Source organism: Pseudomonas sp. R1-7 (assembly GCF_051132105.1).
Classification (GTDB): Bacteria; Pseudomonadota; Gammaproteobacteria; order Pseudomonadales; family Pseudomonadaceae; genus Aquipseudomonas.
In genome coordinates, this window is record NZ_CP071661.1 from 1,389,651 (window position 1) to 1,409,735 (window position 20,085).

Consider the following 20,085-nt stretch of genomic DNA (forward strand, 5'->3'; position numbering starts at 1 on the left):
CCGCTACAAATCTCCCGCCTTCTTCCACCCCAGATACAACGTCACCAGCTCGGCCCCCAACTCCCCGGGCCGGGCTTGCAACACGACCACCCCATGGGCGTTCAGCCGCTCATGCAACGTCGCCCGCGCATTCAAATAATCCACCGTCCCGCAATAGGCCAGCGCCTCGGGCAAGGTCTGTACCGGCGCCTGGCGCAATCGATCGAGGGCTTCTTCGCGCAGGCTCGCTACCAGCACCCGATGCCGTTGGCCCAGGCGCTTGACGGCGACCAGCAGTTCTTCATCGTCCTCGTCCCGCAGGTTGGTCACCAGCACCACCAGGGCCCGGCGTTTCTGTCGGGCCAGCAATTGGGTGACGGCGGCCGGGTAGTCGGCGGGGTGTTGGCTGCTGTCGAGGTCGTAGACGCTGTTGAGCAGCACATTGAGCTGATTGGTGCCCTTGACCGGGGCGAGGTAGCGCGGCTGTTCGCTGGCGAAGGTGCTCAGGCCCACGGCATCGCCCTGGCGAAGCGCGGTGTAGCTGAGCAGCAGGCAAGCGTTGAGGGCGTGATCGAAATGCGACAGCTCGTCGTCCTGGCTGCGCATGCGTCGACCGCAGTCGAGCATGAATATGATCTGCTGGTCGCGTTCGTCTTCGTATTCCCGGGCGATGGGCGTGCGGTGGCGTGCGGTGGCTTTCCAGTCGATCTGGCGCAGGCTGTCGCCTTCGCGGAATTCGCGCAGTTGATGGAATTCCTGGCCCTGGCCGCGGCGTTGCCGCTGGCGGATGCCAAGTTGGCTGAGCCAGTTGTCCACGGCCAGCAATTGACCGTCGTAGAGCCTGGCGAAATCCGGGTAGACGCGGGTGCTGTCGAGAGCCGTCAGCAGGCGTTTGTCGGTCCAGAGGCCCATCGGGCTGGGCAGGTTGATTTCGCAGTGTTCGAAGCTGAAGTGTCCGCGCTTGAGCGGGCGCACTCGGTAACCGAGCCGGGTGAGCTGGCCGGGTTGCAGTTCGGCTGACAGCGGCAGGTGTTCGAAATCCAGGCCGTCGGGTACGTGGTCGAAGAGCTGGCTCTCCAATGGCTGGGCGAGATCATGGCTGATTTCCAATCGCACTTCGCTCCAGCGGCCGAGGGCCAGGCTGCCGGGCAGCTGTCGTTGGACTCGGGGCGAGGGCAGGCGGCGGGCGCGTACGGCATCGAGAATCGACAAGGCCAGCAGGGCGAGCAATAACCCCCAGTTGACCGACAACAGCGCCTGGGGCACTGCGAGGCCCAGCGCGCGCAAGGCGCCCAGGACGATGCCGACGGCCAGCAAAATGGCGAGCCAGATCAAGAGCAGGCGGGAGGGTTTCATCGGTGCAGTTTCCCCGTGGCGAGGGTGCTTGCCCCCGCTGGAGGCACAGCCTCCCCTTGCGGTGTGCCAATCAAACCCAGGGGGCTACTGCGTAGCCCAGCGGGAGCAAGCTCCCTCGCCACGGAAAGCGCTTTCGTCAGGAAAAACTTCATCACAACCTTGGCGCCGACACTTGATCGAGCAACTGCCCCAGCACCTGATCCACCGAAAGCCCTTCGATGTCCAGCTCCGGCGCCAGCCGTACGCGATGGCGCAGCACGGCCAGGGCGCAGCCCTTGATGTCGTCCGGCACTACGAACTCGCCGCCGCGCAGCAATGCCCGGGCGCGGGCGCAACGGACCAGTGCAATCGAGGCGCGAGGCCCGGCGCCAATCGTCAGGCCTGGCCAGGTGCGGGTGGCCCGGGCCAGGCGCACCGCGTAGTCGAGCACCTGGTTGTCCATCGGCAGGTCGCTGGCGATGCGTTGCAGCGCTTGCACGTCCTTGGCTTGCAACACCGTGCGCAACGGTTGCACATCGAGCATGTCGGCGCGGGTCGAGCGGCTGACCTGGCGCACCATGTTCAGCTCCTGGTCGGCGTCGGGATAATCCATGCGCACCTTGAGCATGAAACGGTCGAGCTCGGCCTCCGGCAGCGGGTAGGTGCCTTCCTGTTCGATGGGGTTCTGGGTGGCGAGCACCATGAACGGCTGGGCGATCGGTAATGCGCGGCCTTCGAGGGTAACCTGGCGTTCCTGCATGGCTTCGAGCAGTGCCGCCTGGGTCTTGGCCGGCGCGCGGTTGATCTCGTCAGCCAGCAACAGGTTGGTGAACACCGGCCCCTTGCGCAGCTTGAATTGCTCGCTCTGCAAGTCGTACACCGCATGGCCGGTTACATCGCTGGGCATCAGGTCCGGAGTGAACTGAATGCGTGCGAACTCGCCCCCGAAACAGCGGGCCAGGGCGCGCACCAGCAGCGTCTTGCCCAGCCCGGGAACGCCTTCGAGCAGGACATGACCGCCCGCGATCAGTGCCGTAAGCACATCGTCGATCACCGCGACCTGGCCGACCACGGCCTTGTGCAGCTCGGTGCGAATTGCCTGGGCCAGTTGGCTGGCGCGCTGGCGTTGCTGGGCGGCATGGGCCTGGCTGTCTGAGGGTTCTTTCTGTTCAGTCATCAATTCTGGAACTCTTCTTAACGATTGAGTTTTAGGGCGCTGGAAAAATCGCGTCGACAGCTGAGTCGGTAAAACCTAGCCCATTTGGATATGCAGGTTCGTAAATATCAAGCCGGCAAAGTGTGCGGGCAAACCCGCTTCCACAGTGCGGGACCTCGGCGTACTACTGACCACAATTCCCGCTTCGATCAAGCGGCTCAATTCTTCCGTTGCAAGCCGATCCTTCAAGCCCGTGAACACCTTGAACTCCGCACGCGGCATAGCGCCTTGAGTCAGAAGGGCCAGCACGGCGCCGGCACTGGTGGGTCTGATCCCGGCACGGTGCAGGTCAGCATCCGTTGAGAACACATGACTGACCTGTTCGCGCAGCCTGGCTGGGTTCAGTGAGGTAGTCATGTACTCGATCTGGTCGTGACACACATCGAGCATGAACTCGATGAAGTTGAAGTAATGACGTTGTGAAAGTTGGCCACGCCCGTCGCAGTCACCCTCGCGAGGACGATCAGCCAAAGCCAGGAAACGATAGTATTCATCCTGTCTTCTAGCCAAACCACGGGACAGCGACCATAGATAAGGTTTTAGCCCAAGGTGAACAAGTTGCAGGTGGGTCAGCATCCGTATCACTCGTCCGTTGCCGTCAAGGAAAGGGTGGACAAGCGCCGCTCGATGATGACTAGCCAGTGCAGCGATCAGTTGGCGCCGAGGGTCCCTGATACGTCCGTAATGCAACTGCAAATGTTGAAGCATGGGCAATACCGCTGCAGCAGCTGGAGCAATATGTGCTCCGACCTGTACTTGTTCGTTCTCTTCGGCTCGCAGCCTGCCTGGCTCCATCAAGCGACCATCGCTCAGGGTCAATTCCTCGGTGGAGGCATTTTTGAATAGTCGACGATGAAGGGTGCTGACCAGTGTTGGATCGAACATGGCAGAGAAGCTTTCGGCTGGTCGCATTCGAAGCAGTCGCTCCATCACCTCCTGTTGCGTCATGTGCTGCACGGCCAGCTCTTTGAGCGCCTTTCTTTCCCGTTTTGGTGTCGTGCGAGCAACCTGAAGGTCGGCGATCTCGGTTCGATGCCCCTCGATCAGATTGGAGTAGTAGGTGTTGGTGATGCGCAATAGGCCCGCCAGTTGCCTCGATGTCTCATCGGCCAGCCGCCCGGCGAGAAACTCCGCTTTGCGCGGCAACCGATCCGCCGCCTGAATGATCGACTCGGGCAGATTTTCTGGCAGTACTGGGTCCAAGTATGTCTTTGAGGTAATCATCGTTTGCTTCCAGCTACGAACACTGCCTTTATTTCTTTGCAGTATCTGCGAAAATTTCTGCGGAAAAAAATCAGCATTGAAATGCCCGGGATCATTAGCTTTTGTCGCGCTACACGATAGGCGCTATTGAGTATTTCTGCGGATTTTTCTGCGAATAAATCTATAAGGCATTCCTGAGGGTTTGCAAAAGGGCGACCTGGCGGCAGAAGTCGGCGCTGGACAAGCGTTGTTTCGGTCGAGGGCTGAGGGCCTGGCTGATGGTTCGCGTGGGTTGGCGCGTCAGGCGGGCAAGCACCTGCCATTGTTCGGCAACGACCAATTGTTCGAAACCTGGATGAAGCTGGCGCGCCCGGCGCAGCACGTCCTGTTGGAGGCTGTGCAGCAGGTGTTGCTGGCCGTCGTGACGCAACTGGAAGGCGGCGCTGGCTTGCAGGTGCTCTTGCAGTTGGCGTCGCGCCTTGGGCGCGGGTTGTTGCAACGGGCCCTGGCGCACCGCCGACCGCCACAGCCACAGCCCGATCAAGGCCAGCAGCGCCACCAACGCCTGGGGGAAGTAGCGCAGCAGCAGGGCCAGCAGGTTGTCGTGGTCGGTATTGAACAGCAAGGTGACGTCGGAATCGGCGCTCAGGTACCAGAGCAGCCAGGCGTTGTCGTACTGGTCGATCTGGTCGTTTTTCCACAGCTCGGCGTCGGTGAGCACGGTGATCGTGCCCAGGCCGTGGTTCAGTTGCATCAAGTGGGTCGCCACCGCACTGTTGGCCCAGGCCTGGGCGAGGTTCAGCGGGTCTTCGAGGTGGAAGTCAGTGTCGAAACCGATATAGGCCGGGGCCTCTTCGTCCTCCAGGTAAAGCTTGGTCAGTTTGGGATAGGGATCCTTGATGAGCTTGGGATCCGGTTCCTGGAGGTCTTTGCTCAGCAGTTGGCGCAGGCGCACGCGGTCCAGCAGCAGGTCGCCGCTGCTCCCCGTGCTGTCGTCCCACAGGGCTTCGGCGACGAACAGCAGGCGCCCGCCGGCGCGGGTCCAGTTCATCAGTTGGTCGACGTCCCGTGGCGTCATGTTGCTGCGTTCGCCCAACAGCAACAGGCTGCGCTGGTGCGGTTCGAGGGTGGGCAGGACGTCCAGGCCGTTGGCGTGTTCGACGTTGAGGCCTTGCTGGCGCAGGAATTGTTCGGCGGCCAAATAAGGGTTTGCTTGCGCTTCGGGAGAGGGGCCGTGCTCGATGGTTTCCTGATAGGGCACGGCCTTCAGGTACAGGTAGATCGCCAATGCGCAGGTCAGCGCGGCGCCGACTGCACCCATCACCCATCCGGTGCTGCGGCTCATCGGGGCGCTCCCTGGCCGAACAGTTCACGCCAACCATCGCACAGTTCCTGCTGCAGATGGGCGGGCGGAGGGCGGTGTCCATAGGCGATGTTCTGCCAGTGCAGGGTCAGGTTCCTGCTGAACGTCATCAGTGATTCGCGCTGGAGCTGCTCAACCCGTTGCAACACCTGGCCTTCGGTGTCGGCGGGTTTGAGGGCCATGTTGAATTCATGGTGCAAACGGCTGAGCAGCGCTCGGTATAACAGGCCCAACGCTTCTCGCGGCGCGCTCGACCATAACTGTTCGGCGCTGGCCGCGACATCGTCCGGCAGGCTCTCTTCGCGAATATCCAGGCCGAACATCCGTGCCGGCACGGAGCGCTCCACCGGCAGGCGTTTGGTTGGCCGGTAGTTGGCGAGCGCCTTGAGCCTTTCACGATAGTGCCAGGCCAGCCAGGCAATCGCGCCCAGCAGGGCGGCCCAGAGCAGCGCCTGGATGATGGCTGCGATCGTTTCGAAGCGTTTCGCGCTCCAGTTGAACATCGATTTGAGCCAGCCGGGGGCTTCCTCGGTTCTGGCCGGCTCGGGGGCTTCTTCGCCGAAACGATAGCGCGTCACGGTTTCCTGGTTCTTGAAGGGCGGTGCGTCGAGGATCGCCTTGATGCGCTCGCGGGAGGCTTCGCTGGTGACGGGTTGGTTGAGCAGTCGAGGACTGTCGGGGGCGCTGCTGTCTGCGGCGGCCCAGGCGGGCGGCGACAGCGGCAGGAGGGTCAGGACAAGCAGCGCCAGGGCCGGCACCACGGCGCCCAGGCGTTGGCGCAGGCGTCGGAATACCAGCTCGATGTCCCAGGCTTCGAGCAGAGTGCGCCGATTCAGGTAGAGGCTGAAGCCGCAGGCGACGTAGATCGGCTCCCAGACAATCAACAACAGCGGATAGAGGAAATTAAGCAGGTGCTCAAGCCACAGCCACTCGTGCTCGGCGACGGCGATCAGGGTCTGCCAGTCCCATTCCAGTTCGACTTGTTGCGGCACGAATAGATAGAACAGGGCCATCAGGCCGAACCACAAGACTGTTTCCAAGTGAACACCGAGGATGGTCAACCATTGCGCCGCGCCGCCGTTGCGTTGCAGCAACACCCGCAGGCGCTGCTGCCGCTCCTCGCCGGCCAGCCCTTCGAGTTGCACGACGGGCATCAGGAAGCTGCGGCTCAGGCTCAGCCGGCGCCAGGTCAGGCTGGCCAGCAACTGTGGCCTGAGCAGCGCCGGCCATTGGCGCAAGGCCTGTTTCAAGGTGGGCGTCTCGCCAAACAGCGCCTTGGACAAGATAAACAGCGGCAGACGCTCGAACGCTGGTTTCAGCCACCAGAACAAAAACACCACCAGCGAGGGCGAGTCCCACAGCAACAGGGTCAGCAGTGCATACACCGGCAGCGTGACGATGGCCCAACTGGTCATCAGCAGCCGTCGGTGCCGTTGGGTCATCAGCACGCCGAGGTCCATGGCTTCCCAGGTGGTGCGTGGGCGGATCGCTACCGTGACGTCACTCAGGCGCATGCTGGCCTCGCCCGGCGAACAGCAGGTAACCGAGCACCAGCAGCCACAGCAATGTGCCGACGGTGTATTTGGTGGCCGGTGTCACGGCGCTGGAGGACCAATAGGCTTCGATGAATGCGGCGATCAGCAGGAAAAGGATAACGCCGCCGATGATCAATACGCTTTTGCCCGCGGCGAGTCGCAAGGCTTCGCCCCGGGTGAGGCGTCCGGGGGCAATCAGCGACCAGCCCAGTTGCAGGCCCGCCGCACCGGCCAGGGTAATGGCGGTGAGTTCGAAGGCACCATGGCCGATCACGAATGACCAGAACGTCCCGCCGGAGCCGATCTGGGTCAGGTGCCCGGCTACCGCGCCGATGGTCAGGCCGTTGAAGAACAGGAAGAACGCACTGCCCAGGCCAAACAACAAGCCACTGGCGAAGGTCTGAAAGGCGATGCCGATGTTGTGCATGATGTAATAGCCGAACATGACCCAATCCTCACTGGCGGCCCGCTCGACCGAGCGTCCCAGGTGTCCGGCCGCCGGGTCGTACATGCTGCGCATCTGGCTGACTTCATCGACGCCCAGCAGGCTGTAGACCAGTTCGGGATACAGGTAGACCAGCAACCCGATGCCGGCCAGGCTGCCGAGGAACATCAGGCCGGACGCGAGTACGAATCGCCATTGCTCCCGAACCAGGCGTGGGAAACCGGCGAGGATGAACGCTGACAAGCTCGCCGTCGGCCGACTCCGGTCCCGGTAGAGTTGCTGGTGGCCGCGTAGCGCCAGTTGCTGCAAGGTGTCCACCAGCAAGCTGCTGTAGCCCCGTGCCTGGGCCAGCGCCAAATGATGGCAAAGCCGTCGATAGGCCTGTGGGAAGTCGCCGCTCTGGGCAACGTTGCGGCGGCGCTCCAGTTGGTCGAGCAGACGGGAAAGGTGCTCCCATTCCCCTTGGTGGCGAGTTTCGAATTGGCTTTGCTTCATGTCGGCCCCAGCAGGCCGCGCGCGATGCCATTGAGTTCAGCAACGGCTCCGGTGGGGTGAACCTTTAATGGCGCGGCCAGGATCGCCGCCAGTTCGGTGGCCCTGGCGTCCGACAATTGTGCCTGGCGCTCGGCGAAACCCAGCACGGCGCGCTGTTCGACCAAGGTGAGGGCAAAAGGTGAGTGCAGCGGCCGGGCCATGGGCAGCTCGGGACGCTTGACCGGTTGCTCGCGATAAACCACCAGGGTGCCTGCGGCCAAGTCGCCCAGGCGCTTGAAGGTCGGATGTTGCAGGCAGCAGATCGCTCCGAAGGTGTAGCCGAACGGCAGCATGTCGACGAAGCGCAGCAGGTTGCGGATCAATGAGGCGGACCACCCGATCGGCCTGCCGTCGTCCTGCACCACGCGCAACCCCATCATTTGCTTGCCGGGGGAGCGGCCTTGGTTCAGCACCTCGAACAGCACCATGTACCACCAACTGACGATGAACAGCAGGATCGAGCCCAGGCCGATCCCAAGTTTGCCGAAGAACGCCAGGATCAGGAAGAACAGGCCGAGCACCAGCCCACGTATTCCCAAGTCGATGGCGAAGGCCAGCGCACGGGGCATCAGGCCCGCCGGGCGCAGCGGAAGGTCGATGCCTTCGGGCGTCTCGACCTGGTAGCGCGTGTCCAGTGGCGGCGGCAGCGGCGCGTTCCTTTGCAGTGCTGGTGTCTCGAGCATGGGCAACCTGTGATGGGCCGTTCGAACGTTCGATCTCGGCGCAGATGCTAGCAGTCTTCGGGCGGGCGCACGATATGGCCGAGTGTGTCATTTCATGGCCTGCAACATGATTCAAGGCCAGAATGCTGGCGGGGGCGGGGTTCGCCCCCCTAGACTTCGCCAGTCCCCAACCCAGGAACACCCCGTGACTTCCATCTTCTGGTACGACTACGAAACCACCGGCATCAACCCGCGGTGCGACCGCCCCTTGCAAGTGGCGGGGATCCGCACCGATTTCGAGCTCAACGAGATCGACGAGCCGGTGAACCTTTATTGCCGGCCCAGCGATGACGTCCTGCCTCATCCGGCGGCCTGCGCGATCACCGGCATCACTCCGGCGCAACTGGCGGAAAAGGGCTTGAGCGAAGCTGATTTCATGACCCGCGTCCACGCGCAATTGGCTGCCCCCGGGACCTGTGGCGCGGGTTACAACACGTTGCGCTTCGACGATGAAATGACCCGCTACAGCCTGTATCGGAATTTTTTCGATCCCTATGCACGGGAATGGCAGGGCGGAAACAGCCGTTGGGACCTGATCGACCTGGTGCGCGCCGCTTACGCGTTGCGCCCCGAGGGCATCGTCTGGCCGCAGGAGGAGGGTCGCGTCACCCTCAAGCTCGAACGCCTGACGGCGGCCAACGGCATCGACCATGGCCAGGCCCACGACGCGCTGTCGGATGTGCGCGCGACGATCGCCCTGGCCCGGTTGATCCGCGAGAAACAACCCCGGCTCTATGATTGGTTGTTCCAGCTGCGCAGCAAACAGAAAGTGATGGATCAGATTCGCCTTTTGCAACCGATGGTGCACATCTCCGGGCGCTTCTCGGCGGCGCGAAACTACATCGGCGTGGTGTTGCCGCTGGCCTGGCATCCGAAGAACCGCAATGCCCTGATTGTCTGCGACTTGCACCTGGATCCCCAGGGCTTGCTCGATCATGACGCGCAAATGCTGCGTCAACGCTTGTACACCCGTCGCGAGGACCTGCTCGACGGTGAGCTGCCGGTGCCCCTCAAACTCATCCACATCAACAAATGCCCGGTGGTTGCGCCATTGGCCGTCTTGCGCGCCGAAGACCAACTACGGCTGCAGCTGGACATGGAGGGCGTGCGTGAGCGAGCGCTGCGGCTAAGTGACGCACAGCAGGTGTGGCAAGACAAACTTCACATCATTTATGGGCAGGAAGACTTCGCGGCCAGCGCGGATCCCGAGCAGCAATTATATGCAGGGTTCCTGGGCGACCGTGACCGTCGTTTATGTGAACAAGTTCGCATGGCGGACCCGGCTCAATTGGCGCAAGGACAATGGCCTTTCGACGATGAACGACTGCCGGAATTATTGTTTCGATATCGTGCGCGCAACTTTCCGGAGACCTTGGATCCAGAAGAACAGGAACGCTGGAAACTATTTTGCCAGCAGCGCCTGTCATCCTCGGAGTGGGGCGCACCTAATACGCTGAACAATTTTGATGAGGCGATGACTGAGTGGATGGGGCTATCTACGTCTTTGCAGCAAGACGTACTGATGCAATGGCAGGCCTACAGCCAACAATTGCGCAAACGTTTTAGCCTCTGAGCCGCGCCAGTGTGATTCAAGCGGCTAGATAAAAACCAAGGTATAAAAAAACGCCAGCAATTGCTGGCGTTTTTTTGCTTGCAAGCTCCGTGCGTAAACGCGGTGCCGGCGGGCGAGGCTTAGCCCAGCAGGGTTGCCCAGCCTTCTACTACGTCACCGCCCCACTTGGCTTTCCACTCTTTCAGCGTCTTGTGGTTGCCACCTTTGGTTTCGATGACTTCGCCATTGTGCGGGTTTTTGTATTGCTTAACTTTACGGGCGCGCTTGGTGCCGGTGGTCTTTACGGCGCCACGAGGGGCTTTGCCCGACTTGGCTTCCGGATCCAGCAGGGCAATGATATCGCGCAGGGACTTGGAGTATTCGCCCATCAGAGTGCGCAGTTTGCCTTCGAATTCCAGTTCTTTTTGCAGTTTGTCGTCTTCGGACAGATTTTTCAGGCGGGCTTGCAGTTCTTTGATTGCTTCTTCTGTAGCACGGTATTCGTTGATCAGGGACATGGGGACTACCTTATGTAGGACACGGATGACAAGGAGACAGTGAAGCAATAGTAATCAGACAGTTTCATCAAGTAAACATTTAAGCCGTGTTTCTTTAATTAAATAGTGCAGTGCCACAAAATTGGCGGCGCAATAACTAAGGGGTGCGCCCTGACATCTGTTCAAACATATAGCGGTGCCGCCGCAGTCCGGGCCATTTTCCAGCCTCGGCTGATCACGCGGGGGGGCGGGTGTGTCATCAGTACTGCAGTTTTGCCGCGCAGTGGCTAGAATGGCGGCCTTTGCGAAAGTTCTGGAGTTCCCCTAATGCGCACTTTTCGGCTGGTGATCGCTTGCCCGGACCGCGTCGGTATCGTTGCTAAAGTCAGTAACTTTCTGGCGTCCCATAACGGTTGGATCACTGAAGCAAGCCATCACTCGGACAATCAGAGTGGCTGGTTTTTCATGCGTCACGAGATCCGCGCCGACTCGCTGCCCTTCGGCATAGAAGCCTTTCGCGAGGCCTTCGCCCCGATTGCCGAAGAGTTCTCGATGGACTGGCGCATCACCGATACCGCGCAGAAAAAACGCGTCGTTCTGATGGCCAGTCGCGAGTCCCATTGCCTGGCTGACTTGCTGCACCGCTGGCACAGCGATGAGCTCGATTGCGACATCGCCTGCGTGATTTCCAACCATGACGACCTGCGCAGCATGGTCGAATGGCACGGCATTCCTTACTATCACGTACCGGTCAATCCGCAGGACAAGCAACCGGCGTTCGCCGAAGTCTCGCGCCTGGTCAAGCAGCATGGTGCCGAGGTGGTGGTGCTGGCCCGCTACATGCAAATCCTGCCGCCATCCCTGTGCAGCGAATACGCGCACAAAGTCATCAACATCCACCACAGCTTCCTGCCGTCTTTCGTCGGCGCAAAGCCATACCACCAGGCTTCGATGCGGGGTGTGAAGCTGATCGGCGCGACTTGCCACTACGTGACCGAAGAGTTGGACGCCGGCCCGATCATCGAGCAGGATGTGGTGCGTGTGAGCCACAGCGACAGTATCGAAGACATGGTGCGATTCGGTCGCGACGTGGAGAAGATGGTGCTGGCGCGCGGCTTGCGTTATCACCTTGAAGACCGCGTATTGGTGCATGGCAACAAGACCGTCGTATTCTGATCCAACGCAAAATCCTGTGGCGAGGGAGCGAGTTCCCTCGCCACGATCAGCCTTGAGGAACACGTAAAACCATGGCCGATCCCTTGGACAAAGCTACCGCCAAAGCGCCGCCAACCGTGGGCGAGGGCTGCCTGAGCCGTTTCGATCCCGACGCGCTGAGCCCCGAGGATGGCACGGAGTTTCCCGACGCCGCGAAACTCTGGAAAGAGCTGAACGAGAAGCCTCAAGACGACTCCGAGCCCAAGCGGTAAAGCGGTCAGGCCTGCCTGAGCCTGATCAGCTTCCTGATCAACGGTCGCCCGACCATCAGGAAAAATACCGGCCCGCCGGCCAGCAGATAGAAGTAATAAGTCACCGCTCGCCAGATCAGGATCGCCGCCGCTGCGGTGGATTTCCCCACCATGGGCGCCAGCAGCGCCGCCGAGGTCAATTCCGCCGCTCCGGCGCCGCCCGGCAGCAGGCTGAACTGCCCTGCGCTCAGGGAGAGCATCTGGATCAGAAAACTCCAGGCCCATTGCAGATCCGCCCCCAACCCTTTCAACGCCAGGTAAAGCACGCTGTAGCGAAGAGCCCAGTGCAGGCAAGTCAGGCCGAACACCTGGAAAAGTGTCATTCGAGGCAACTTCAACGTATCGGTGAACGCCGCCAGGAAGTTGAGGATCTTGCGCCCCCACCGCCGCCGGGTGCTGGCTTTCACTCGCAGATGGCACAGCAGCCGGGCACCCAGCAGAATCAGCCGGCGATGGTAGCGGGCGACCATGGCGCAGCAGATCAGGCCGCCAAACAACGAAATCGCGCTCAACGCCAGCATCCACTCCATACGCTGGCTGAGATTCTGGAACAGCGCGTAGAACAGGATGCCCAGCAACGCACACAAGAAAAACAGCAGGTCGCTCAACTGATCCATCGCGAACACTGCGCTACCGTGGGCCGGGCGCACGCCGTTGCGCGCCAGCAGGGCCATCAGCGTCAACGGTCCACCGCTGCCGCCGGGCGTCGCGCACATGGCGAACTCGGTGGACATCACCACGCCCATGCTTTTGATCGCGCCGATGCGCCCGCGGTGTTCACCCAGCAGCAAACGCAACCGCACCGAGTTCAGCCCCCAGCACAGTACGATCATGCCCAGCATGACCAACAACAGCGACAACGGAAAACGCTGCACCCGCGACCACATTTCCCCGCCACCCACCAGCATTGGCACCAGCAGCGCGATGAGCAGGGCGGCGGCCAGCCAGATCAATCGTTTCATGCGGCGCTGCTGACCCGCAGGCCCTGGGTCGCCAGCCATCCGGCCTTGGTCATCGGCACGCGTCCGTCCTCGAGCAGGCGCTCCAGGGTACGCAGCCAATAATCCCGCGAATAGCCATGGCGCATGTCCACCGGATGCAGCCCCAGGCGAATCACCGAGGCCTGGCGCCAGCGTTGCTCGCGCTGGTCGCTGATGATTTTCGACAGGCCCCGGCGCCAGGCGCTGCGCGCGCTCCACACGAGGCCTGGCGCATCGATCCGGGTGAAATCAGGCAAGCGGTAGAGGTGCTGCGTATCGCTCGTGTAGCTCAAGGGCAACTGGCGCAAGGCTTGCCGGGTGCCTTCGCTCATCAGCCAGGCGGGCGCGACAAAACCCTCCAGCGGCCATTGATACCGCTGGAACATGTCGATACCGGCCCGCAGGCGGGTGAAGGCGGCGTCCTGCGACAACCCATAGAACTCGCCTTCATGGGTGTAGACCCGGCGCATGAACCAGTCCTTGGGATGGATAGCGGGCGGGCCGTCGTCGCAGTGGTAGTAGCCGTGCAAGACCAATTCATCGCCGCGCTCGACCCGGCTGTCGAGCAGGCGCCTGAAGCCGGGATGATCGTCCAGCGCATTGGCATGATGGAAATCCGGCACCACCAGCCAAGTCATCGGGATCTGGCCAAGGGCGTCGACGGCTTCGACGAAGGGTTGGTAATCCGGCCAGGTCTGGGGCGCGACGTCATGCAGCACCAACAGCAGGCTGGGGGCATGGTTCATTGCCATGGGTGTCGCCTCAACCATTGGCCAGCAGCGGCATTTCTGCGCCGAGCACGCTGTAGTAATGGCCCAGCAGGCTATTGACCACCGAGTCCCAGGCGTAATGCCGCTCCACATGCCGGCGTGCCCTGGCGCCGCGCTGCTCACACCCTTCGGCGAACAACTGCCGCACGGCGTTGGCCATGGCTTGTGGGTTGTCTGGCGTGCACAGCAGGCCGCAGTCTTCCTGGACGATTTCGCTGAACGCGCCCGCAGCGACCGCCACTACCGGAATGCCGCTGGCCATCGCTTCGAGGATCACCAAACCAAAGGTTTCCTGGTCGCCGGCATGCAGCAGCGCATCGGCGCTGGCCATCAGCCGGGCGACCTGGGGCGCCGGGCAGAATTCGTCGATGACCGTGACGTTGTCCGGCACCAGGGCCGGCATCGAAGAGCCGACCAGCAATAAGTGGTAGCGCTCGCCCAGGCGTTTCATGCACTTGAGCAGCACCGGCAGGTTTTTCTCCTTGGAACCACGGCCGGCGAAAATCAGCAGCCGCGCGTCTTCTGCGATGCCGAGCTCTGCCCGCAGTTCAGGGTCGCGGGCGGCGGGGTTGAAGGTTTGTAGGTCTACACCCAAGGGTTGTACATAGACATTCTTCACGCCCAGCCCGGTCAGCTTGTCTGCCATCACCTGGCTCGGCGCCAGGACTCGGTCGAAGTTGCCGTATAACTTGCTGACGTAGGCTTCGATATTAGGGGTGAACCAACTTCCCATCCGGTTGCTGACCAGCAATGGCAAGTCTGAGTGATAGAAACCGATGACGGGGACATCGAGCTGTCGTCGGGCATCGAGGGCGGCCCAGGCGGTCAGATACGGGTCGCCGACTTCAATAAGATCGGGCTGCAGATCGCGCAGGACGTTACGCCAGGGAGCCAGGCGCAGCGGAAAGCGATAGCCCTTGCCGAAGGGCAGCGGAGGGGCGGGTACCTTGTAGATGCCGTCCTGTTCACTCAAGTGCGCACCGGGAACCAACAGGCTATGGCGAATGCCGGGCCGATTGCCCAGGCGCCGATGCTTGGCATCCAGGTAGGTGCGCACGCCGCCGCTGGCGGGGGCGTAGAACATGGTGATGTCCGCTATGTGCACGATGAACGTCCCTCCGGTCTGTGTTCTCCTGTGTTGACCTTTAGTAAGAATAGATGTTCGGTTGGGGTTGTGGGGCGCGAAGAGGCCTGTCCCGGGTCGCAGACTATTATTCCTGGCGCCAGGGTCTTGAAGCGCTGGGCATGCTTTTATATAAGCGCGCAAAATAGCCTCATCTCGCAAACACCACGGGTGACGAAATGCCTGACTCATCGCAACTCATTATCGGGGCCGACCTTGCTGGCCAGCCTGTCGCCCAGGCCATGCGCCTGGCGAACCGCCATGGATTGGTGGCGGGTGCCACCGGCACCGGCAAGACCGTCACCCTGCAACGCCTGGCCGAGATGTTCAGCGACGCCGGCGTGGCCGTGTTCGCGGCAGACATCAAGGGCGACCTGTGCGGCCTGGGCGCGGCTGGCGCGCCCCAGGGCAAGATTGCCGAGCGCATTGCCGGCATGCCTTGGCTCGGCCACAAACCTCAAGCGTATCCGGTGACCTTGTGGGACATCCATGGCCAATCGGGCCATCCGCTGCGCACGACCCTGAGTGAAATGGGCCCGTTGCTGCTCGGCAGCCTGCTGGAACTCACGGACAGCCAGCAATCGGCGTTGTATGCGGCGTTCAAGGTTGCCGATCGCGAGGGGCTGTTGTTGCTGGATCTGAAAGACTTGAAGGCATTGCTCAATCACCTCAAGGACAACCCTGAACTGCTTGGCGACGACGCGGCCCTGATGACCACCGGTTCCAGCCAGGCGCTGATGCGACGCTTGTCCACCCTGGAACGGCAGGGCGCCGACGCTTTGTTCGGTGAGCCGGCGTTGCAGCTCGAAGACATCCTGCAGCCGGCGAGCGATGGCCGCGGCCGTATTCATCTGCTGGACGCCAGCCGCCTGGTCCATGAGGCACCGAAGGTCTACGCGACGTTTTTGCTGTGGCTGCTGGCCGAGCTGTTCGAACAGTTGCCTGAGCGCGGCGATGCGGACAAACCTTTGCTCGCATTGTTTTTCGACGAGGCACACTTGCTGTTTGCCGATACACCCAAGGCTCTGCAGGATCGCCTGGAACAGGTGGTGCGGTTGATTCGCTCCAAGGGTGTCGGAGTGTATTTCGTGACCCAGTCGCCAGGCGATTTGCCTGACGATGTGCTGGCGCAGTTGGGGTTGCGCATCCAGCATGGCCTGCGGGCGTTTACCGCCAAGGAACAGAAATCCTTGCGGGCAGTGGCGGAAGGTTTCCGACCGAACCCGCAATTCGATGCCTTGTCGGTACTTACCGAACTGGGCATCGGCGAAGCCCTGGTCGGCACCCTGCAGGAAAAAGGCACGCCGGAAATCGTCCAGCGCGTGCTGGTGGCGCCGCCGCAGTCGCGTATCGGGCCGTTGAGTGACGCCGAGCGCGCCGGGTTGATTGCCAGTTCGCCTTTGCAGGGGCGCTACGAAAAGCCTATCGACCGTGAGTCGGCCTATGAAGTGTTGATGGGCCGCAAGGGGTTGGAACCGCAAGTTGAAACGGCACCGGGCAAACCGGCGGCGGACGAGCCGAGCTTCACCGAACAGGCTGGGGAATTCCTCGGCACCGCAGCCGGCCAGGCGTTGAAATCAGCGATGCGCCAGGCGGCCAATCAATTGGGCCGGCAATTGGTGCGGGGGTTGATGGGGTCTTTATTGGGGGGCAGCAAGCGCCGGTAGTCGAGACCGAGTCGCCCCCATCGCGAGCAAGCTCGCTCCCACAGGAGATCTTCAGCGGACACAGATTTTGTATCCACCACGAATCCACTGTGGGAGCGAGCTTGCTCGCGATAGCCAGTTAACAGGCGACGAAAATCTCAACCCTTGGGCCGCGCATGCGCCGCCAATCGCTCCAGCGCCGCCCGCAGGTTGGGGTCGCTGATGCCTTCGGCGGTGGCCTGGATGGTTGCGGCTGCGTCGGTCGACAGGTCCAGGGTATGTCCCTTGGCGCCGCCTTGTACGGTCGGCGGCTGGACCTTGAACAGGATGCGCGTCAGGTTGGCGAATTCTTCGAACGCCTGGAGTTGGCGCAGCAGGCGCTTCTGCTGGTAGCGCAGGCGCGTGGCCCAGTGTCCGTCGGTGACGATCAGCAACAAGCTGCCTTCGCGCCACGAGGCAACGTGGCAATGCTCGCGCGCGGCGGGCTGCAATTGGCTGTCCAACAGGCGTTGCAGATGGCCGAGGCGCCGGGCGTGGCCGAAGATGGCTTTCAGCGGCTTGGCTTCGCGCAGCAGAACGGCGGGCGCCTTGGCTGGAAGAGGGCGGAAGGCCATGGATGAAATACCGCGAAATGACAGAGGCGCCATGGTAGCAGAAAGCGCTGGATGCGCCGCGGCCCTGTCGCCCAGCGGCTTTGATCCACACAATCATTAAGTAACTTATGCGCTTTGTGGGTTGAAGTTCGCGCAAAAGCCCTTATTTTAATGGGGCCCCGTCACAGCGCTGTGCCAGCATCGTGGAATAACGCCACTTTCCTCACCATCGTTTCCGGGTAGAATGCTCGTTCGCATGCGGCCATGAGGGCTGCACGGGCGACTCACGGGGCCGCCCTCCATCCCTTTAGTGTGGAAGATCCTGCCGATATGTTTGCGCCTTTGTTAAAGAAACTTTTTGGAAGCAAGAATGAGCGTGAAGTCAAGCGCATGCTCAAGACGGTACAGATCGTCAATGCCTTCGAAGAGCAAATGGTGGCCCTTTCGGACGATCAGTTACGCGCCAAGACTGCCGAATTCAAGGACCGCATCGCCAAGGGCGAAACCCTTGACCAGATCCTGCCCGAAGCCTTTGCGGTCTGCCGCGAGGCCGGCAAGCGGGTCATGGGCATGCGCCACTTCGACGTCCAGTTGATCGGCGGCATGACCTTGCACGAAGGCAAGATCGCCGAGATGCGCACCGGTGAGGGCAAGACTCTCGTGGCTACCCTGGCGGTGTATCTCAATGCATTGTCCGGCAAGGGCGTGCACGTGGTAACGGTCAACGACTACCTGGCCCGTCGCGACGCCAACTGGATGCGCCCGCTCTACGAATTCCTCGGCTTGACCGTCGGTGTCGTCACGCCGTTCCAGCCGCCGGAAGAGAAGCGCGCCGCCTACGCCTCGGACATCACCTACGGCACCAACAACGAATTCGGTTTCGACTACCTGCGCGACAACATGGCGTTCAGCATGGAAGAAAAATTCCAGCGTGAACTCAACTTTTCCGTGATCGACGAAGTCGACTCCATCCTCATCGACGAAGCCCGTACCCCGCTGATCATTTCCGGTCAGGCCGAGGACAGCTCCAAGCTGTACATCGAGATCAACAAGCTGATCCCACAGCTCACGTTGCACGTCGAAGAAGTGGAAGGCGAAGTCACCCAGCCCGGCCACTACACCGTCGACGAGAAGACCCGCCAGGTCGAACTCAACGAATCCGGCCACCAGTTCATCGAAGAGATGCTGACCCGCGTTGGGCTGCTGGCTGAAGGCGAAAGCCTCTACTCGGCCCATAACCTGGGCCTGCTGACCCACGTCTATGCCGGCCTGCGCGCCCACAAGCTGTTCCATCGCAACGTCGAATACATCGTGCAGGACGGTCAGGTCGTGCTGGTGGACGAACACACCGGCCGCACCATGCCGGGCCGTCGCCTGTCCGAAGGCCTGCACCAGGCCATCGAAGCCAAGGAAGGCCTGAACATCCAGGCCGAGAGCCAGACGCTGGCCTCGACCACCTTCCAGAACTACTTCCGCCTGTACAACAAGCTGTCCGGCATGACCGGTACCGCCGACACCGAAGCGTTCGAATTCCACCAGATCTACGGTCTGCAAGTGGTAGTGATCCCGCCGAACAAGCCTTTGGCGCGCAAAGACTACAACGACCTGGTGTTCCTGACCGCCGAAGAAAAATACGCGGCGATCATCAACGACATCAAGGAAGGCATGGCCCAGGGCCGTCCGATCCTGGTGGGTACCGCCACTATCGAGACCTCCGAGCACATGTCCAACCTGCTCACCAAGGAAGGCATCGAGCACAAGGTCCTGAACGCCAAGTTCCACGAGAAGGAAGCCGAGATCATCGCCCAGGCCGGTCGCCCGGGTGCATTGACCATCGCCACCAACATGGCCGGCCGCGGTACCGACATCCTGCTGGGCGGCAACTGGGAAGTGGAAGTCGCTTCCCTGGAAAACCCGACCCCTGAGCAAATCGCGCAAATCAAGGCTGACTGGCAGAAGCGTCACCAGCAAGTACTCGAATCCGGCGGCTTGCAGGTGATCGCTTCCGAGCGTCACGAATCCCGTCGTATCGACAATCAGCTGCGCGGCCGTGCCGGTCGCCAGGGTGACGCCGGCTCCAGCCGCTTCTACCTGTCGCTGGAAGACAGCCTGATGCGCATCTTCGCCTCTGACCGGGTGAAAAACTTCATGAAGGCGCTGGGCATGCAGCCGGGCGAGGCAATCGAGCACCGCATGGTGACCAATGCCATCGAAAAGGCCCAGCGCAAGGTCGAAGGTCGCAACTTCGATATCCGCAAGCAGTTGCTGGAGTTCGACGACGTCAACAACGAGCAGCGTAAAGTGATCTATCACATGCGCAACAGCCTGTTGGCCGCCGACGACATTGGCGAAACCATCGCCGATTTCCGCCGCGAAGTGCTCGACGCGACCGTCAGCGCCCACATCCCTCCCCAGTCGCTGCCGGAACAGTGGGACGTCGCCGGGTTGGAAGCTGCCCTGCGCAGCGATTTTGGTGTGTCGTTGCCGATCCAGCAGTGGCTCGACGAAGACGATCACCTCTACGAGGAAACCCTGCGCGAGAAACTGCTGGCCGAACTGATTGCCGCGTACAACGAAAAAGAAGACCAGGCCGGCGCCGAGGCGCTGCGCTCCTTCGAGAAGCAGATCGTGCTGCGCGTGCTGGACGACCTGTGGAAAGACCACCTGTCGACCATGGATCACCTGCGCCACGGTATCCACCTGCGCGGCTACGCCCAGAAGAACCCGAAGCAAGAGTACAAGCGCGAGTCCTTCACACTGTTCTCCGAACTGCTGGATTCGATCAAGCGCGACTCGATTCGTGTCCTGTCCCACGTTCAGGTACGCCGCGAAGATCCGGCCGAAGAAGAAGCTCGCCTGCGCCAGGAAGCCGAAGCCCTGGCCGCGCGGATGCAATTCGAACACGCCGAAGCCCCAGGCTTGGAAGTGGCCCAGACGATGGAAGAGGGCGTCGATGTGGACGTGGCCCTGGCCACCGCGCCGGTGCGCAACGAGCAGAAGCTGGGCCGTAACGAGCTGTGCTATTGCGGCTCGGGCAAGAAATACAAGCATTGCCACGGGCAGATCCAATAACCCCGTTTCAACGCTGAACGACCCGCGCCGCGACAGGACACTCCTGTCGCGGCG

At 61.6% G+C, this 20,085-nt stretch carries 17 protein-coding genes; 5 read left to right on the forward strand and 12 right to left on the reverse strand.

Annotated elements, in window-relative coordinates; genetic code table 11:
• Positions 1-3: 3 nt before the first annotated feature.
• The 7 genes from J3P79_RS06030 to J3P79_RS06060 all read right to left on the reverse strand — a co-directional run bounded on the left by J3P79_RS06030 (position 4) and on the right by J3P79_RS06060 (position 8,293).
• Entirely contained in the window at positions 4-1,335 is a 1,332-nt protein-coding gene (locus J3P79_RS06030; RefSeq protein WP_434608971.1) for a DUF58 domain-containing protein, read from the reverse strand.
• 151 nt (positions 1,336-1,486) lie between these two features.
• Complete coding sequence (locus J3P79_RS06035) at positions 1,487-2,491, reverse strand: AAA family ATPase (protein WP_434608974.1); 1,005 nt, start codon at positions 2,489-2,491, stop codon at positions 1,487-1,489.
• A 75-nt stretch (positions 2,492-2,566) separates the two neighbouring features.
• Entirely contained in the window at positions 2,567-3,754 is a 1,188-nt protein-coding gene (locus J3P79_RS06040; RefSeq protein WP_434608977.1) for a Fic family protein, read from the reverse strand.
• Positions 3,755-3,914: 160 nt separating this feature from the next.
• Complete coding sequence (locus J3P79_RS06045; RefSeq protein ID WP_434608979.1) at positions 3,915-5,078, reverse strand: DUF4350 domain-containing protein; 1,164 nt, start codon at positions 5,076-5,078, stop codon at positions 3,915-3,917.
• On the reverse strand, positions 5,075-6,610 hold the full coding sequence (locus J3P79_RS06050) for a DUF4129 domain-containing protein (protein WP_434608981.1): 1,536 nt from the start codon (positions 6,608-6,610) through the stop codon (positions 5,075-5,077). Before J3P79_RS06050 ends, J3P79_RS06045 begins: the two co-directional genes overlap by 4 nt.
• On the reverse strand, positions 6,597-7,571 hold the full coding sequence (locus J3P79_RS06055) for a stage II sporulation protein M (protein ID WP_434608982.1): 975 nt from the start codon (positions 7,569-7,571) through the stop codon (positions 6,597-6,599). The genes J3P79_RS06050 and J3P79_RS06055 overlap by 14 nt, the downstream gene beginning before the upstream one ends.
• On the reverse strand, positions 7,568-8,293 hold the full coding sequence (locus J3P79_RS06060) for an RDD family protein (protein ID WP_434608984.1): 726 nt from the start codon (positions 8,291-8,293) through the stop codon (positions 7,568-7,570). Before J3P79_RS06060 ends, J3P79_RS06055 begins: the two co-directional genes overlap by 4 nt.
• A gap of 184 nt (positions 8,294-8,477) precedes the next feature.
• On the opposite strand from J3P79_RS06060, the gene sbcB reads away from it, so the two are divergent.
• Positions 8,478-9,905 carry an exodeoxyribonuclease I gene (gene sbcB, locus J3P79_RS06065; RefSeq protein WP_434608985.1) on the forward strand — a complete coding sequence of 476 codons (1,428 nt, stop codon included), beginning with the start codon at positions 8,478-8,480 and terminating at the stop codon, positions 9,903-9,905.
• Positions 9,906-10,024: 119 nt separating this feature from the next.
• Here sbcB and mvaT read toward each other — a convergent pair whose 3' ends face one another.
• A complete protein-coding gene (mvaT, locus tag J3P79_RS06070; RefSeq protein ID WP_039591672.1) occupies positions 10,025-10,402 on the reverse strand; it encodes a histone-like nucleoid-structuring protein MvaT in 378 nt (125 codons plus the stop codon).
• A 306-nt stretch (positions 10,403-10,708) separates the two neighbouring features.
• On the opposite strand from mvaT, the gene purU reads away from it, so the two are divergent.
• Positions 10,709-11,557, forward strand: coding sequence for a formyltetrahydrofolate deformylase (gene purU / locus J3P79_RS06075; RefSeq protein ID WP_434608987.1), 849 nt, complete (start codon positions 10,709-10,711; stop codon positions 11,555-11,557).
• Positions 11,558-11,628: 71 nt separating this feature from the next.
• Positions 11,629-11,808 (forward strand): hypothetical protein, encoded by a 180-nt coding sequence (locus J3P79_RS06080; protein WP_434608989.1) that lies wholly within the window; start codon positions 11,629-11,631, stop codon positions 11,806-11,808.
• Between the two features lie 5 nt (positions 11,809-11,813).
• Here J3P79_RS06080 and J3P79_RS06085 read toward each other — a convergent pair whose 3' ends face one another.
• Genes J3P79_RS06085 through J3P79_RS06095 form a run of 3 tightly spaced genes read right to left on the reverse strand, consistent with a single transcriptional unit; the run spans position 11,814 to position 14,681 of the window.
• Positions 11,814-12,809, reverse strand: coding sequence for a lysylphosphatidylglycerol synthase transmembrane domain-containing protein (locus J3P79_RS06085; RefSeq protein ID WP_434608991.1), 996 nt, complete (start codon positions 12,807-12,809; stop codon positions 11,814-11,816).
• Positions 12,806-13,579 (reverse strand): DUF2334 domain-containing protein, encoded by a 774-nt coding sequence (locus J3P79_RS06090; RefSeq protein ID WP_434608992.1) that lies wholly within the window; start codon positions 13,577-13,579, stop codon positions 12,806-12,808. The genes J3P79_RS06085 and J3P79_RS06090 overlap by 4 nt, the downstream gene beginning before the upstream one ends.
• 10 nt (positions 13,580-13,589) lie before the next feature.
• On the reverse strand, positions 13,590-14,681 hold the full coding sequence (locus J3P79_RS06095; RefSeq protein WP_434608995.1) for a glycosyltransferase family 4 protein: 1,092 nt from the start codon (positions 14,679-14,681) through the stop codon (positions 13,590-13,592).
• A 218-nt stretch (positions 14,682-14,899) separates the two neighbouring features.
• Between J3P79_RS06095 and J3P79_RS06100 the strand changes: the two genes are divergently transcribed.
• Positions 14,900-16,387 carry a helicase HerA-like domain-containing protein gene (locus tag J3P79_RS06100; protein ID WP_434608998.1) on the forward strand — a complete coding sequence of 496 codons (1,488 nt, stop codon included), beginning with the start codon at positions 14,900-14,902 and terminating at the stop codon, positions 16,385-16,387.
• Between the two features lie 137 nt (positions 16,388-16,524).
• Here J3P79_RS06100 and J3P79_RS06105 read toward each other — a convergent pair whose 3' ends face one another.
• Positions 16,525-16,980, reverse strand: coding sequence for a DUF721 domain-containing protein (locus tag J3P79_RS06105; RefSeq protein WP_434609000.1), 456 nt, complete (start codon positions 16,978-16,980; stop codon positions 16,525-16,527).
• Between the two features lie 309 nt (positions 16,981-17,289).
• Between J3P79_RS06105 and secA the strand changes: the two genes are divergently transcribed.
• Positions 17,290-20,031: a preprotein translocase subunit SecA gene (secA, locus tag J3P79_RS06110; protein WP_434609002.1), complete on the forward strand. Its 2,742-nt coding sequence runs from the start codon at positions 17,290-17,292 to the stop codon at positions 20,029-20,031.
• The last annotated feature ends 54 nt before the right edge of the window (positions 20,032-20,085 follow it).

Excerpts from the sequence above, each read along its gene's own strand:
- J3P79_RS06080 (WP_434608989.1), top strand. The coding sequence starts at position 11,629 with ATGGCCGATCCCTTGGACAAAGCTACCGCCAAAGCGCCGCCAACCGTG.
- J3P79_RS06055 (WP_434608982.1), bottom strand. The coding sequence starts at position 7,571 with ATGAAGCAAAGCCAATTCGAAACTCGCCACCAAGGGGAATGGGAGCAC.
- J3P79_RS06045 (WP_434608979.1), bottom strand. The coding sequence starts at position 5,078 with ATGAGCCGCAGCACCGGATGGGTGATGGGTGCAGTCGGCGCCGCGCTG.
- J3P79_RS06035 (WP_434608974.1), bottom strand. The coding sequence starts at position 2,491 with ATGACTGAACAGAAAGAACCCTCAGACAGCCAGGCCCATGCCGCCCAG.
- purU (WP_434608987.1), top strand. The coding sequence starts at position 10,709 with ATGCGCACTTTTCGGCTGGTGATCGCTTGCCCGGACCGCGTCGGTATC.
- mvaT (WP_039591672.1), bottom strand. The coding sequence starts at position 10,402 with ATGTCCCTGATCAACGAATACCGTGCTACAGAAGAAGCAATCAAAGAA.
- secA (WP_434609002.1), top strand. The coding sequence starts at position 17,290 with ATGTTTGCGCCTTTGTTAAAGAAACTTTTTGGAAGCAAGAATGAGCGT.
- J3P79_RS06085 (WP_434608991.1), bottom strand. The coding sequence starts at position 12,809 with ATGAAACGATTGATCTGGCTGGCCGCCGCCCTGCTCATCGCGCTGCTG.
- J3P79_RS06105 (WP_434609000.1), bottom strand. The coding sequence starts at position 16,980 with ATGGCCTTCCGCCCTCTTCCAGCCAAGGCGCCCGCCGTTCTGCTGCGC.
- J3P79_RS06090 (WP_434608992.1), bottom strand. The coding sequence starts at position 13,579 with ATGGCAATGAACCATGCCCCCAGCCTGCTGTTGGTGCTGCATGACGTC.
- J3P79_RS06095 (WP_434608995.1), bottom strand. The coding sequence starts at position 14,681 with ATGTTCTACGCCCCCGCCAGCGGCGGCGTGCGCACCTACCTGGATGCC.
- J3P79_RS06030 (WP_434608971.1), bottom strand. The coding sequence starts at position 1,335 with ATGAAACCCTCCCGCCTGCTCTTGATCTGGCTCGCCATTTTGCTGGCC.
- J3P79_RS06040 (WP_434608977.1), bottom strand. The coding sequence starts at position 3,754 with ATGATTACCTCAAAGACATACTTGGACCCAGTACTGCCAGAAAATCTG.
- J3P79_RS06100 (WP_434608998.1), top strand. The coding sequence starts at position 14,900 with ATGCCTGACTCATCGCAACTCATTATCGGGGCCGACCTTGCTGGCCAG.
- J3P79_RS06050 (WP_434608981.1), bottom strand. The coding sequence starts at position 6,610 with ATGCGCCTGAGTGACGTCACGGTAGCGATCCGCCCACGCACCACCTGG.
- J3P79_RS06060 (WP_434608984.1), bottom strand. The coding sequence starts at position 8,293 with ATGCTCGAGACACCAGCACTGCAAAGGAACGCGCCGCTGCCGCCGCCA.